Below are 14,586 nucleotides of genomic sequence, written 5' to 3'. Positions count from 1 at the left end.
CAGGGCCGAGCCCGGGTGGGCGCGGTGTCCGGTACGTCCGTTCGGACGCTTCTATCGCTCCGATTTTGGTCTATACCTTTGTGGTCAGCTGTCCCCGACCCGAGCGGTGAGACCATGAAACGATCATCGCAGCACCTGCCGACGCGCCGTGCGACGTCGGTGGCGGCGCTGCTCACCGGCGCACTGCTGACCGGCGGTCTGCTGACCGCGCCGGTCGCGGGTGGCGTCCAGGCCCAGGACTCCCGGATGCACCAGGTGATCCCCGCCCCGGCACACGTCGGGGCCGATCCCGACGTCGAGTTCACGCTCGGCGAGAACGCCCGGATCAGCGCCGAAGGCGAGGCCAAGGCCGTCGGCGACCAACTCGGCGAGATCCTGCGCCCCTCGACCGGGTTCGAGCTTCCGGTCGACGGCGCAGACCCGCGCCCCGGCGACATCGCCCTCGAGATCGAGCGCTCGGACGACCTCGGACCCGAGGGCTACCGGTTGGCGGTGACCGGGGAGAACGTGCGGATCGAGGCAGGCACCCCCGCGGGCCTGTTCAACGGTGTGCAGACGCTGCGGCAGCTGCTGCCCGCCTCGGTCGAGAGCGATCAGGTGCAGCAGGGGCCGTGGACGGTGCCCGGCGGTGAGATCACCGACCAGCCGCGCTTCGGCCACCGCGCGGCGATGCTGGACGTCGCCCGGCACTTCTTCGACGTCGAGCAGGTCAAGCGCTACATCGACCAGATCTCGATGTACAAGGTCAACCGCCTGCACCTGCACCTGAGCGACGACCAGGGCTGGCGGATCCAGATCAAGAGCTGGCCGCGGCTGGCCACCTACGGCGGCAGCACCGAGGTCGGTGGCGGTCCGGGCGGCTACTACACGCAGCAGGACTACACCGACATCGTCGACTACGCCGCCGAGCGCCACATCACGGTGGTCCCCGAGATCGACCTGCCCGGCCACACCAACGCCGCGCTGGCCTCCTACGCCGAGCTGAACTGCGACGGGGTCGCTCCGCCGCTCTACACCGGCATCGAGGTCGGCTTCAGCTCGCTGTGCGTGCCGAAGGAGATCACCTACAAGTTCGTCGACGACGTGCTGCGTGAGCTGTCGGCCATCACCCCCGGCCCGTACCTGCACATCGGCGGCGACGAGGCGCACTCGACGTCCGAAGAGGACTACAAGACGTTCATGGGCCGGGTCCTGCCGATGGTCGAGAAGTACGGCAAGACCGCGGTCGGCTGGCACGAGTACGCCAAGGCCGAGCCGAAGGCGGGTTCGGTGCTGCAGTACTGGGGCACCACCGACTCCGACCCGCTGCTGGCTCCGGCCGTCGCCCGGGGCAACAAGGTCCTGCTCTCGCCGGCGAACAAGTCCTACCTGGACATGAAGTACGACGCCAACACCGAGCTGGGGCTGAGCTGGGCCGGCTACATCGAGGTGGGCACCGCCTACGGCTGGAACCCCGGCCAGTACCTGCAGGGCGTGCCGGAGGACGCCGTGCTCGGCGTGGAGGCTCCACTGTGGAGCGAGACGCTGGAGAACTCCGACCACATCGAGTTCATGGCGTTCCCGAGGCTGCCGGCGATCGCCGAGCTGGGCTGGTCGCCCGCGGCCGCCCACGACTGGGAGTCGTTCCGGCAGCGGCTGGCCGCGCACGGCCCCCGGCTGACCGCGCGCGGGATCGACTTCTACCGGTCCCCGCAGGTGCCCTGGTCGAAGTGACCTGACGGCGGCACGAGCGGTCCGGTGCGTGTTCCGCGCACCGGACCGCTCGCTGCCGCCACTACTGCCCGCCGGGCAGCTTCGGCTCCAGCACCGCCCACCACTCGGCCAGCGTCGGCCGTTCGGCGAGGTCGGCGAAGGTCACCTGCACGCCGAGCCTGCGCCAGCGCTCCACCAGGCTCATGATCCGCACCGAGTCCAGACCCCAGTCGAGGAGGCTCTCGTCGTCGGTCAGTTCGGCGGGGTCCTCGAACAGCAGCTCCGCGACCTCGGCGCGCACCGCGTCGAGGGTCAGCACCGCCTCTGACATCCCTCTCCCCTTCCCCTGCTCGCTCATGCCACGGCGCTCTCGCCCGCCGACAGCGCTTCGGCGACCTGCCTGCTCGACTGCACCACCGCGCACCGCTTCGCGGCGTAGGACAGCGCCATCCGGTGCTCCTCGGCGGAGAAGTCGGCGACCGCGTCGGCGACCAGGAACGCCTGCACCTCCTGCTGGAACGCCTCGGCGGCGGTCATCAGGCAGCCGATGTGGGCGTAGATGCCGGTGATCACCAGCTGGTCGCGACCCCAGCCGCGCAGCATCTCCCGCAGTTCGGTGCGCTGGAACGCGCTGTAGCGCCACTTCCTGATCATCACGTCGCCGGGCGCGGGCGCCAGCTCGTCGATGATCGCCTCCTGCGCCGCGTCGGCGACCCCGGGTCCCCACCATTCCAGTTGCAGGCCGCGCTGCTCGGGCGTCTGGCCGCTGGGCTGCGCGCAGTAGACCACCGGCACGCCCGCGGCGTGCGCGCTCGCCCGCAGGGCGCGGATGTTGGACACGGCCTCGGTCAGCGGTTCCCGGCCCGGGGTGAAGGCGTTGACGAAGTGCCGCTCCATGTCGTGCACCAGCAGCACCGCCCGGTCGGCGGCGGGCCGCCAGTCCACCCGGTTGGCCGGGAGCTCTTCCTGTCGTGGCACCGAATACGGTGCGATCGCCGGCAGCGCCACCGCTTCCCCGTTCATCGTCCTGCTTCCTCGCCCAGCTCCGGCACCAGCTCGCGGCTGATGACCTCCCGGAGGTCGCGCTTGCTGACCTTGCCCACCCCGGTCCGCGGGAACCGCTCGAGGAACTCCACCCGGTCCGGCACCTTGTACCCGGCGAGCCCGCGCTCCCGCACGAACCGGATGAGCTCGCGGGCCTTCGGCGGCGTGCCGCGCGGGACCACGAAGGCGCACGTGCGCTCGCCCAGGTAGTCGTCCGGCATCGACACCACCGCCGCGTCGTGCACCGCCGGGTGGGCGAGCAGGTGGTTCTCGACCTCCTCGGCGGCCACCTTCTCGCCACCGCGGTTGATCTGATCCTTGGCCCTGCCCTCGACCACGACGTTGCCCTCCGCAGTCACCCGGACGACGTCGCCGGTGCGGTAGAAGCCGTCCGGGGTGAACGCCTTGGCGTTGTGCTCGTCGGCCTTGTAGTAGCCGCGGATCGTGTAGGGGCCGCGCGTGAGCAGGTGACCGGTCTGCCCCGTGGCGACCGGCCGGTCGTCGTCGTCCACCACCAGCACCTCGTCGTCGGGGGAGATCGGCCTGCCCTGCGTGGTGAGCACGACCTCCTCCGGATCGTCGAGCCGGGTGTAGTTCACCAGCCCCTCGGCCATGCCGAACACCTGCTGGAGGGTGGCTCCCAGGACGGGCCTTACCCGGCGCGCGACCTCCTCGCTGCACTTGGCGCCGCCGACCTGGAGCACCCGCAGGCTCGACAGGTCGTGCTCGCTTCCGACCGCGGCGTCCAGCCAGACCAGCGCAAGCGGCGGGACCGCGGCGACCATGGTGACGCGTTCGCGCTCCACGAGCGGGAAGACCTCGTCCGGGCTCGGCCTGCGCGCCAGCACGACGCGGCCCCCGGCGTGCAGGACGCCGAACGTGCCGGGCGAGCTCATCGGGAAGTTGTGCGCGATCGGCAGCGCGCCGAGGTAGACGGTGTCCTCGGTGACCCCGCAGATGTCGTTGCTGGCGCGGAAGGAGTAGATGTAGTCGTCGTGCGTGCGCGGGATCAGCTTGGGCACGCCGGTGCTCCCGCCGGAGAGCTGGAGGAAGGCGATGTCGCCGGGGCGCGGGCCCGGGTCACCGGCCGGTTCGCCGTCGACCTGCGCCAGCGCGGTGAAACCGGAGTCGCCCGGATCCCCCGCGATGAGGACGTGGCGCAGTCCCGGCGTCCGCCGCGCGACCTCGGCGGCCAGCACCCGGTGGTCGAATCCCGCCTCGACGTCGGTCGTGATGTAGGCGACCGCCTCGCTGAACTCGCAGAAGTAGCCGATCTCGGTCAGCCGGTGCGAGGGCAGCGCGAAGACCGGGACGGCCCCGATGCGGAACAGCGCGAAGCAGACGTCGAAGAACTCGGCGATGTTGGGCAGCTGCACCACGACGCGGTCGCGGGCGGTGATGCCGAGCCGGCGCAGGCCGGCGGCCAGGCGGTCGGCGCGCTCGTCGAGCTCGCCGTAGGTGGTCCCGCGGTCGCCGTCGACGATCGCGACCCGGTCCGGATGGGCGTTCGCGCGGTCCCGCAGCATCCGGCCGAAGGTCTCACCGCGCCAGTGGCCCGCCGCCCGGTAGCGTTCGGCGAACTCGGCGGGCCAGGTCGGACACCCCGGCAGGATGTCGTTGTCAGTCAAGGTGATCCTTCCTCACAGGGCGTGGTCCAGGCCCATGGCGGTCAGCGCGGTACGGAACTTCGCCGAGGTCTCGGCCAACTCGTCGGCGGGTTCGGAACCTGCCACGACGCCCGCCCCGGCGTACAGGCGCAGCGAGTCGTCCTCGACCTCGGCGCAGCGGATCGCGACGACCCATTCGCCGTCGCCCGCCGCGTCGCACCAGCCCACCACGCCCGCGTAGTAGCCGCGGTCGAACGGCTCGTTCTCGGTGATGGCCCGGCCCGCCTGCGCCGTCGGGGTCCCGCACACCGCCGGAGTCGGGTGCAGCGCGACGGCCAGGTCCAGCGACGAGGTGTCCGGGTCGCGCAGCTCGCCGGTGATCTCGGTGGCCAGGTGCCACATCGCGGCGGTCGCGACCACCGAGGGCCTGCGGGGAACCCGCAGCGTGGTGCACAGCGGCCGCAGCGCGTCGGCGACGGCCTCGACGACCGCCGCGTGCTCGCGGAGGTCCTTCTCCGAGCCCTCCAGCTCCTCGGCGCGGCGCCGGTCCTCCAGCGGGTCCGCGCTGCGCGGTCTGGACCCGGCCATCGGGTTGGACCGGACGCTGACCCCGCGGCGCGAGACCAGCAGTTCCGGGCTCGCGCCCGCGAAGGTGCGGCGCAGCTCCGGATGCGGACCGAAGGAGTCGCGGGTGCCGTCCTCGCCCCTCGCGGGCAGGTCCACGGCGAAGGTGTAGCCGCCGGGATCCTTGAGCGCGAGGTTGCGCAGCAGCCTCCGCACGTCGATCGGCTCGTCTGCGGAGAGCTCCAGCGAGCGGGCCAGGACGACCTTGCTCAGCTCGCCTTCCCGCATCCGCCGCAGGACCCGCGCGACACCGCGCTCGTACTCCTCCGGCGCGGGCACCTGCCGCATCCGGCAGGACAGCGGCCTCGGCGCGCACGCGCCGGGCACCATCACGTTCAGCGGCGCGGCGCGGACCACCTCCCTGGGCAGCACCAGGTGCGCCGGGAGGTTCTCGCCGAACGGCACCGCGCCGACGACCAGCGGGTTGCGGCGTCCGAAGTCGCGCGCACCGGTCAGGAACTGCGCCACCCGGCCGGAGAGCCCGCTGCGCCCGCACTCGATCTTGGGCACGGTGGCGTCGACGCCGCGCGCCAGCATCGTCGCCCGCGCCGAGGAGAAGAAGAACGACGAGCCGGGCTCGTAGGCCTCCAGCAGCCGCGTGGCGTCGTCGGCGGCGAGCAGCTTTCCGATCTCGTCGAGATCCCCGGGAGTGTCGATATCACTGTCGATGGTCATGTGAACCTTTCCGTGCACCGGTCGCGGTGCTGGGCGAGCAGGTCAGGCGCGCAGCGTCGCGCCACCGTCCACGTACAGGTCGTGCATGGTGATGTGCCCGGCCCGGTCGGAGGCCAGGAAGACCACGGCGTCGGCGACGTCCTCGGGCGTGGCGATCTTGCGCAGCGGGATGCCGACCTTGAACGTCTCCGGCGACCCCTGGATCACCTGCCGTGCGTCGCCCTCGCCGGCCAGCAGCGCGCGCAGCATGTCGGTGTCGGTCGAGCCGGGGGACACCACGTTGCAGCGGATGCCGTGCTCTGCCAGCTCCAGGCCCAGGGACTTGGTGAACAGCGTCGCCGCCGCCTTGGAGGCCGCGTAGGCGGCCATGCCGTGGCGAGGTACGCCCGCGGCGTTGGATCCGACCGTCACGACGCAGCCGCGCTCGCGCGGGACCATCCGCCGGGTGACCTCGCGGCAGAGGTGGAAAACGCCGTCGGTGTTCACCGCGAAGGTGCGGTGCCAGTCCTCGTCGGCGAGCTCGTGGACCGTGCCCGGGTGCAGCACGCCCGCGACGTTGGCGAGGATGTCGATGGGCCCGAGGTCGCGCTCGACCCGGTCGACGACGCCGGCCACGGACGCGGCGTCGGCGACGTCGGCCACGTACGGCTCGGCCTTGCCGCCCTGCTCGGCCAGGCGCGCCGCGACCGCGGTCACCTCGCCGGCGTCGACGTCCACGGCGGCGATGACGGCCCCGAGGCCGGACAGGGCGGTGGCCACCGCGGCGCCGATCCCCCGCCCCGCGCCGCTCACCAACGCGACCTTGCCCGCGATCCCAGTCCGGTCCATCCCAGACCCCGCTCCTTTACTCAGGCTAGCCTTACCTTGGTCAGGCAAGCCTGAGTTTAGAACACGGGATCACCCGGTCCGCCACCACCGACAGGTGTCATTGATCACCGACCGCAGCCGCGACGGCAGAGAGTAGGCATTTCGCTCACGCGGTGGCGTGAGCGCGTCACCGTACGATGCCCCGGGCGAAACCAAGTGCCACCAGGTCCTCCGGACGCAGCCGCATCAGGCCGGCGACCTCGGGCGCCTCGGACGGGTCGCGCTTGAGGATCGCCGCCCCGGACTCGGGCGCGATCACCGCGAAGTAGGCGTCGGCGGTGATCCAGGTCCGGTCCGGCGAGGTCAGCGCCAGCGCCCCGCCGGAGCCGCCCTCGCCGATGACCAGCGTGGTGACCGGCACCCGGGCCGCGGCCACCGCCGTGAACAGCTCGGCGATGGCAGGCCCGGCCCCGTCGCGCTCGGCCTCGGCGCCGTTGGCCGCGCCCGGGGTGTCGACCAGGGTCAGCACCGGGATGCCCAGCTGGTCGGCTAGCCGCACCAGCCGCGCGGCGGTCCGGAAGCCGGCCGGGGTGTTGGCCGTGCCGGTCTGCGCCGCGAAGGCCACCGTCCGGCCCGCGTGCTCCCCGAGCCCGCAGAGCATCCCCGGGTCGGTCCCGCCCGCGCGGTCGCCGCTGATCTCGAACCGGGTGGAGAAGTAGTGGTCGAGGTACCAGCGGGCGCGCGGCCGCTCGGGGGCGCGGGCGCGACGGACCGCCTCCCACCCGGAGGCCGGCAGGTCCGCAACGGCCGGCGTCTCGGGCGGCGGCGCCGGCTCCGGCCGACCGGCGAGCCGCGCCGGGTGCAGCAGCCGGACCAGCTCTGCCAGCACCCCGGGCAGCTCGGCGTCGTCGACGATCCGGTCCACCTGCCCGTCGGCGAGCTTGCCCTCGGCGGTGAACGGCTCGCCCGTCGCACGCGGATCGCGCACCCGCGCACCGCCGAAGGCCACCGCCGCGCCCGGCTGGGTCAGCACGACGTCGGCGCCCGCCGCCAGCGACGCCCACATGCCGCCGGTCGTCGGGTCGCGCAGGACCGCGATGTGCGCGATCCCCTCCTGGCGGGCCCGTAGGCACGCCTCGGCGATGCGCTGGAGCTGGCTCAGCGCCAGGATGCCCTCCTGCATCCGGCTGCCGCCCGAGGCGACCAGCGAGATCACCGGCAGCCGGTGCTCCCTGGCGTGTTCGAAGGCCGCCACGATCCGGGCGCCCGCGTCCTGGCCGACCGAGCCGCCGAGGAAGCCGAAGTCGAACGCGACGAGGACGGCTTCGAACTCGCCGACCGCGCCCCGCCCGCACAGCACCGACTCGTCGGAGCCGGTCGCGCGGGCCGCGCGTTCGCGCTGGGCGCCGTAGCCGGGCCAGCCCAGCGGGCCGTCGGGCTCCCGGCTCGCCGCCGCGGGCGGCTCGAACCGCTCGAACCGCCGCGCGATGGCCTCCACCAGGACGCGGGCACCGGTCTCAGCCATGGCGGCACCTCACCCCGCCAGCGCCTTCTTCATGACCTTGCCCAGCTCGTTGCGCGGCAACGCCTCCACGAACCGCACCACGCGCGGGCGCTTGTGCGGGGTCAGCAGCTTGGCGACGTGGTCGGCGAGGTCCTGCTCGGCGACCTCGGCGGCGGGCACCACCCACGCCACGATCCGCTCCCCCAGGTCGGGGTCGGGCTCGCCGGTGACCGCGACCTCGGCGACCGCCGGATGCTCCAGCAACGCGTTCTCGATCTCGCCCGCACCGATCTTGTAGCCGCCGCTCTTGATGATGTCGGTGGCGCGGCGGCCGACGATGCGGATGTAGCCGTCCGCCGCCCGGGTCGCGACGTCGCCGGTGCGGAACCAGCCGTCGGTGAACGCGGCCTCGGTGGCGTCGGGGCGGTTGAGGTAGCCGGTGAACAGGTTCGGGCCGCGCACGAGGATCTCGCCGACGGTCTCGTCGTCGCTGTCGGTGATCTCGGCGCCCTGCTCGTCGACCAGCCGCAGCTCCACTCCGGCGAACGGCCTGCCGACGTATCCGGGCCTGCGGTCACCGTCGGCGCGGACCCCGCAGTTCATGATCGTCTCGCTCATCCCGTAACGCTCGACGACCCGCTGCCCGGTGAGCCGCTCGATGCGCTCGTGCTCGACGGCGGGCAGCGCCGCCGAACCCGACACCAGCAGCCGCGCCCCGCCGACCGCCTCGGCGATCCGCGGGTCCTCCTCCGCGTCGCCGGCCAGCCGGTGGTACATGGTCGGAACGCCGAACATCATCGTGGCCTGCCCGGAGAGCTCCTCGGCCACGGCCTGCGAGGAGAACCGGCCGAGGTGGTGCACGGTCCCGCCCAGCCGCAGCGGCCCGAGCGTGCCCAGGATCAGGCCGTGCACGTGGAACAGCGGCAGCGCGTGCACCAGCACGTCCCGCGCGGTCCACTCCCACGCCTCGGCCAGCGCGTCGAGGTTGGCCCGGATCGCCCGGCGCGGCAGGACCACGCCCTTGGGCGGCCCGGTCGTGCCGGAGGTGTAGACGATCAGCGCCGCCTCCTCCTCGTCCGGTTCCGGGGGCAGCTCCCCGCCGCGGACGTCGAGGTCGACCTCGTGGACCGGGATGTCCCCGAGCCCCTCCGGCGCCTCGAAGCCCGGCGCGGCCAGCAGCAGCTCCGGCCGGCTGTCGCCGAGGATGTGCGCCAGCTCGCGCTCGCCGACCTTGGGGTTGATCGGCACGACGGCCGCTCCTGCGGCCAGCCCGCCGACGACCGCCGCGCAGGTCTCCGGCTCCGAGGTCGCCCACACCGCGACCCGCCGGGCCTCACCGACGCGCGCGGCCAGCGCCGCGGCCACCCCGGCCAGTTCGCGGTAGTCCAGGGAGCGCTCGCCGAAGCGCAGCGCCTCCCGCTCGTCGGGCTCCCGCAGCTTCGGGAACAGCACCTGCTCTGCGGCACCCATGTGCACCTCCACCTCTTCGCTCCTCCAACCCACACCTGGTCTGAACCCGACCCTGGGCTAACCGAGCCCCGGAACGACGAAGACCAGCCACACCAGCGCGGGCGCCACCGCCGTGACGATCGCGCCGTAGACCAGCAGCCTGCGGAAGAACGCGTCGCGGTCCACGCCCTTGGCGTTGGCCAGCACGATCGCGCCGTTGGTCGAGAACGGGCTGACGTCCACCACTGTCGACGACACGGCCAGCGCGGTCACCATGCCGACCGCTCCGATGCTGCCGGTCGTGAGGAACGGCACCGCCAGCGGGATCAGCGCGCCCATCAGTCCGACCGACGAGGCGAACGCGGAGACCACCCCGCCGATGTAGCACAGCAGCAGCGCGGCGAGCAGAGGAATTCCGACCGCGGCCACCGCATTGCCGACGTAGTCGATGGTGCCCATCTCCTGCAGCACGCTGACGTAGGTCAGCACGCCGCAGATGAGCAGCACCGTGGGCCAGGTGACCTCGGCGGGCGCCCCTGCCGCGGCCTTCGGCGAGAGCAGGGTGAGCACCACGGCGACCGTCATGGCCACCAGCCCGACGTCGAGGCCGAAGCCGAGCGTGGTCACCACGAGCACCAGCAGCCCGAGCAGCGTGCACACCCGGTCGCGGTTCAGCCGCGGCTCCTCGGCGGGACTCTCGTCCTCGCCGGTTTCCACCTCGCCCGCGTCGCCGCTCGACGCGGGCGCGCCCGCCAGCGCCGGCGACGTGGCGCGGACCAACCGGAGACCGCCGAGCGCCACGAACACGATGCCGGCGATCAGCAGGTTCACCGCGAAGCTGCCCGCGAAGAGAACCAGCGGGCTTCCCGGCAGCCTGTTGCTCGCGACCACGCCGTTGACGATCACGCCGTACACGCTGATGGGCGAGAACCCGCCCGCCTGCGCGCCGTGCACGACGAGTGCGCCCATCAGCAGCGGGTTGATCCCGTGCCTGGCGGCGAGGTTCAGCGCGATCGGCGCCACGATGGCGACCGCGGCGGGGCTCACCGCGCCGATGGCGGTCAGCAGCGCGGCGATGCCGAACATCACCCACGGCAGCACCGCGAGCCGGCCGCCGACGAGCCGGACCGACCACCGGACCAGCCAGTCGGTCGTGCCGTTGGCCCTGGCGATGGCGAACAGGTAGGTGACCCCCACCAGCACGACGAAGATGTCGCCGGGGAACCCGGCGAAGATCTCGTCCTCGGACAGCCCTCCGGCCAGCGTTCCCACCAGGAACGCCGTGGCGAAGGCGAGCACGCCCATGTTCACCGACATCGTCGTGGCGACGACGAAGCAGGCGACGAGCGCCAGGATCGATACGACTTCGGGCGGCACTGCCCCTCCTCGCTCTCCTCGGCCGTGCCGGGCGCTCCGCCGAGCGGGGTGATCCCGGGCACAATGGCTCACTGGCTGAACCACTTTGCGCCTGCAAGATCGGCCCGTCAAGCCCCGAGTGGCTCAGCCACTGCGCCACTACTCGCGGTGCTAGCCTGGCTACCGGCCGATCTTCCCCGCTCCGACGGAGGCCCAGACTTGTCCGAGGCCCTGCGCCCGCTGGCCCGCCCGCGGCTGTACGAGCAGGTCGTGCAGCGGCTGCGGGAGCACGTGGCCGACTCCGGGCTCGGCGCGGGCGACCGGCTGCCTCCCGAGCGCCAGCTCGCCGAGCGGCTCGGCGTGAGCCGCGCCTCGGTCAAGCAGGCCATCGTGGTGCTCGAGGTGCAGGGCCTGGTCGAGGTGCGCCACGGCGGCGGCACCTACCTGCGCCGCGGTCGTCTCGACGCCGAGCCGGTCGAGGAGCTGGTGGCCCGCAAGCGGCGCCTGCCCGACGTCCTGGAGGCGCGCGAGGCGCTGGAGACCAAGCTGGCGGAGCTGGCCGCCGAGCGGCGCACCGAGGACGACCTCGCCGAGATCGACTCCGCGCTGGCCGACATGCGCGCCCAGATCGAGTCCGGCGAGCGGGGTGAGGCCGGTGACGAGCGCTTCCACGCCGCGGTGACCGCCGCCGCGCACAGCTCGATGCTGGCGGAGTTCATGCGGACCATCGCGGCCGAGATCGCCGAGAGCCGCGAGGAGTCGCTGCGCCAGCCGAACCGGCCTTCCAAGTCGCTGGCGCAGCACGAGCGGATCGCGGAGGCGATCCGGGACCAGCAGCCGCGCGCGGCGGTCACCGCGATGCGACGGCACCTGCGCACGGTGAGCCGGGTCCGGCTGCTGAGCTGGGACCCCGACGCCGAGGACTGACCCACGCCGGGGGCGAGCCGCCGGACACACCCGGTAGTCTCGAGCGGCCCCTACCGCTGTCTGGAGTACGACCGATGCCTGCCCGATCCCTCGCCGACCGCGGTGGGTGTCGATGATCGGATGGCTGCTGGCCACCGCGGGCACCGCCGCGCTGGGCAGCGTGTTGCCCGTGGTCAACATCGAGCTCTACCTGCTGGGCGTGCTCTCGACCGTCGAAGGACCGGTGTGGTGGGCTCTCGGACTCGCGGCCGCGGTCGGCCAGGTGGCGGGCAAGACGCTCTTCTACCTGGCGGGCAAGGGCAGCGTCACGCTCGGTGAACGGCTCGGCCGGATGACCCGGGCCAAGGCGGGCAGCCGGTGGGTCGGGTGGATGGAGCGCTTCCGGCAGAAGAACGAGCAACGCCCGTGGTGGGGCCGCGGCGTGCTGTTCCTCAGCGCGATCCCGGGAATCCCGCCGTTCACCCTGATGTGCTTCGCCTCCGGCGCGGCGGGCATCCGGTTCGGCTGGTTCCTGCTGGCCGGGTTGGCCGGACGGGCGGTGCACTTCCTGATCGTGGCCGGAGCGCCGGAGTTCATCGGGCGCCTGCCCGCATTCGGCTGAGCTTAAACCTCCGGTGAGGCGGGGAACCCTGCCTGCGAGAACCGCGACCTTCACACCGGGGGTTCCCCTATGGCTTCGCAGCACCACGACAAGAACGAACAGCTCGACCAGGTACGCCAGGACCCGCAGGACACCCACCTGACCACACAGCAGGGCGTCCGCGTCGACCACACCGACGACTCCCTGCAGGCGGGTGAGCGCGGCCCCACCCTGATGGAGGACTTCCACGCCAGGGAGAAGATCACCCACTTCGACCACGAGCGGATCCCGGAGCGCGTGGTGCACGCCCGCGGCGCGGGCGCCTACGGGCACTTCCAGCCCTACGACCGCAAGATGGCCGACTACACGGTGGCGAAGTTCCTGTCCGACCCCAGTGAGCGCACGCCGGTTTTCGTCCGCTTCTCCACCGTCGCGGGCTCGCGCGGTTCGGCCGACACGGTGCGCGACGTACGCGGTTTCGCGACGAAGTTCTACACCAGCGAGGGCAACTACGACCTGGTCGGCAACAACATGCCGGTGTTCTTCATCCAGGACGGCATCAAGTTCCCCGACTTCGTGCACGCGGTCAAGCCCGAGCCCGACAACGAGATCCCGCAGGCCCAGTCGGCGCACGACACCTTCTGGGACTTCGTGTCGCTGCAACCCGAGACGCTGCACATGGTGATGTGGCTGATGTCGGACCGGGCGCTGCCGCGCAGCTACCGGATGATGCAGGGCTTCGGGGTGCACACCTTCCGGCTGGTCAACGCCGAGGGCAAGGGCACCTTCGTGAAGTTCCACTGGAAGCCGATGCTGGGCACGCACTCGCTGGCCTGGGACGAGTGCCAGAAGGCGGCGGGCAAGGACCCCGACTTCAACCGGCGCGACCTGTGGGAGTCGATCGAGACCGGCCAGTTCCCCGAGTGGGAGCTGGGCGTGCAGCTCGTCGAGGAGGACCGCGAGTTCGACTTCGACTTCGACCTGCTGGACCCGACGAAGATCATCCCGGAGGAGCAGGTGCCGGTGCAGCCGGTGGGCAGGCTGGTGCTCGACCGCAACCCGGACAACTTCTTCGCCGAGACCGAGCAGGTCGCCTTCCACACCGCCAACGTCGTGCCGGGCATCGACTTCACCAACGACCCCCTGCTGCAGGCGCGCAACTTCTCCTACCTGGACACCCAGCTCATCCGGCTGGGCGGCCCGAACTTCGCGCAGCTGCCGGTGAACCGGCCGCTGGCCGAGGTCGCCAACAACCAGCGCGACGGCTTCGGGCAGCAGAAGATCCACAGGGGACGGACCAGCTACTCGCCGAACAGTCTGGCGGGCGGCTGCCCGGTGGTCGGCGGCAGCGGTGCCTTCAGCCACTACCAGGAGAAGGTCGAAGGCCACAAGATCCGCAGGCGCAGCGAGAGCTTCCAGGACCACTACAGCCAGGCGACGCTGTTCTGGAACAGCATGGCGCCCTGGGAGAAGGACCACATCGTCGCCGCGTTCCGCTTCGAGCTCGGCAAGGTCGACCACCACCACGTGCGCGAGGCGGCGGTCGAGCAGATCAACCACATCGACCACGGCCTGGCGCGCGCCGTCGCCGAGGGGATCGGTGTGACACCGCCCGCCGAGGCGGTCCAGCCGAACCACGGCAAGAGCTCGCCCGCGCTGAGCCAGGCCAACACGGTGATGGACTCGATCGCCACCCGCAGGATCGCGGTGCTGGTGGCCGACGGCGTGGACGCCACCGAGGTCGACCAGATCCGCCGCGGGCTCTCCGAGCGCGGCGCGATGCCGGAGGTCCTCGGCCCGCGCGACGGGTCGGTGCGCGGCGCCGACTCCTCCGAGGTCACAGTGGACCGTGCGATCCCGACCATGTCCTCGGTCCTCTACGACGGCGTGATCGTGCCGGGCGGCGAGGAGAGCGTGCGGACGCTCGCCTCCGACGGCATGGCCGTGCACTTCGTCTCCGAGGCCTACAAGCACGCCAAACCGGTCGCGGCCAGCGATGACGGGCTGGCGATGCTGCGGCGCGCCGAGGTCTCCGAAGCGCGCGAGTCCTCGGGTGACGGCGTCGTCAACGACGCGGGCGTGGTGACCGCGGCGGCGACCGGCGGGGCGCTCCCGCCGAACTTCATCGCCGAGTTCGCGTCCGCGCTGGCCAAGCACCGGATATGGGAACGCGACACCAGCGCCGTCCCCGCCTGAGCGGGACGAAGCGCGGGACGGGCGGTCCACCGCGCGTCCCACCACGTCCACAATGGGCGCGAGCGGCGGCGCGACACCAACGGTTCACCCGCGTTATGCCATCTACACCTGAGTTCCGTACCGTG

At 72.2% G+C, this 14,586-nt stretch carries 12 protein-coding genes; 4 read left to right on the top strand and 8 right to left on the bottom strand.

Translation table 11 applies throughout. From position 1 onward, the window contains the following. Positions 1–114: 114 nt before the first annotated feature. Positions 115–1,713, top strand: a complete 1,599-nt coding sequence (locus HUO13_RS19685; RefSeq protein ID WP_211896599.1) for a beta-N-acetylhexosaminidase — start codon at positions 115–117, stop codon at positions 1,711–1,713. 61 nt (positions 1,714–1,774) lie between these two features. On the opposite strand, the gene HUO13_RS19680 is transcribed toward HUO13_RS19685, so the two are convergent. The 8 genes from HUO13_RS19680 to HUO13_RS19645 all read right to left on the bottom strand — a co-directional run bounded on the left by HUO13_RS19680 (position 1,775) and on the right by HUO13_RS19645 (position 10,779). Further along, positions 1,775–2,023 (bottom strand): phosphopantetheine-binding protein, encoded by a 249-nt coding sequence (locus HUO13_RS19680; protein WP_211896598.1) that lies wholly within the window; start codon positions 2,021–2,023, stop codon positions 1,775–1,777. 23 nt (positions 2,024–2,046) lie between these two features. Further along, positions 2,047–2,715 (bottom strand): isochorismatase family protein, encoded by a 669-nt coding sequence (locus HUO13_RS19675; protein ID WP_211896597.1) that lies wholly within the window; start codon positions 2,713–2,715, stop codon positions 2,047–2,049. Further along, on the bottom strand, positions 2,712–4,364 hold the full coding sequence (locus HUO13_RS19670) for a (2,3-dihydroxybenzoyl)adenylate synthase (protein WP_211896596.1): 1,653 nt from the start codon (positions 4,362–4,364) through the stop codon (positions 2,712–2,714). The genes HUO13_RS19675 and HUO13_RS19670 overlap by 4 nt, the downstream gene beginning before the upstream one ends. Positions 4,365–4,376: 12 nt before the next feature. After that, positions 4,377–5,642: an isochorismate synthase DhbC gene (gene dhbC, locus HUO13_RS19665; RefSeq protein ID WP_211896595.1), complete on the bottom strand. Its 1,266-nt coding sequence runs from the start codon at positions 5,640–5,642 to the stop codon at positions 4,377–4,379. A gap of 42 nt (positions 5,643–5,684) precedes the next feature. Next, complete coding sequence (locus HUO13_RS19660) at positions 5,685–6,470, bottom strand: 2,3-dihydro-2,3-dihydroxybenzoate dehydrogenase (RefSeq protein ID WP_211896594.1); 786 nt, start codon at positions 6,468–6,470, stop codon at positions 5,685–5,687. A 166-nt stretch (positions 6,471–6,636) separates the two neighbouring features. Next, complete coding sequence (locus HUO13_RS19655; protein WP_211896593.1) at positions 6,637–7,974, bottom strand: carboxyl transferase domain-containing protein; 1,338 nt, start codon at positions 7,972–7,974, stop codon at positions 6,637–6,639. Positions 7,975–7,983: 9 nt separating this feature from the next. Continuing rightward, complete coding sequence (locus HUO13_RS19650) at positions 7,984–9,423, bottom strand: acyl-CoA synthetase (protein ID WP_211896592.1); 1,440 nt, start codon at positions 9,421–9,423, stop codon at positions 7,984–7,986. A 57-nt stretch (positions 9,424–9,480) separates the two neighbouring features. Further along, entirely contained in the window at positions 9,481–10,779 is a 1,299-nt protein-coding gene (locus tag HUO13_RS19645; protein ID WP_211896591.1) for an SLC13 family permease, read from the bottom strand. Positions 10,780–10,977: 198 nt separating this feature from the next. Here HUO13_RS19645 and HUO13_RS19640 point away from each other — a divergent pair, with 198 nt between their 5' ends. From HUO13_RS19640 to HUO13_RS19630, 3 genes are all read left to right on the top strand, one after another. After that, positions 10,978–11,685 carry a FadR/GntR family transcriptional regulator gene (locus HUO13_RS19640; RefSeq protein WP_211896590.1) on the top strand — a complete coding sequence of 236 codons (708 nt, stop codon included), beginning with the start codon at positions 10,978–10,980 and terminating at the stop codon, positions 11,683–11,685. Between the two features lie 112 nt (positions 11,686–11,797). Next, positions 11,798–12,286, top strand: coding sequence for a VTT domain-containing protein (locus HUO13_RS19635; RefSeq protein WP_211896589.1), 489 nt, complete (start codon positions 11,798–11,800; stop codon positions 12,284–12,286). Positions 12,287–12,355: 69 nt separating this feature from the next. Continuing rightward, the gene (locus HUO13_RS19630) at positions 12,356–14,461 is read left to right on the top strand and encodes a catalase (RefSeq protein ID WP_211896588.1); all 2,106 of its coding nucleotides are present in this window, start codon (positions 12,356–12,358) and stop codon (positions 14,459–14,461) included. Positions 14,462–14,586 lie beyond the last annotated feature (125 nt).

Origin of the sequence: Saccharopolyspora erythraea, from assembly GCF_018141105.1 — a bacterium.
GTDB classification, from domain to species: domain Bacteria; phylum Actinomycetota; class Actinomycetes; order Mycobacteriales; family Pseudonocardiaceae; genus Saccharopolyspora_D; species Saccharopolyspora_D erythraea_A.
Note: the sequence above shows the minus strand (reverse complement) of the source record. Positions and strands in the feature narration are given on the sequence as shown.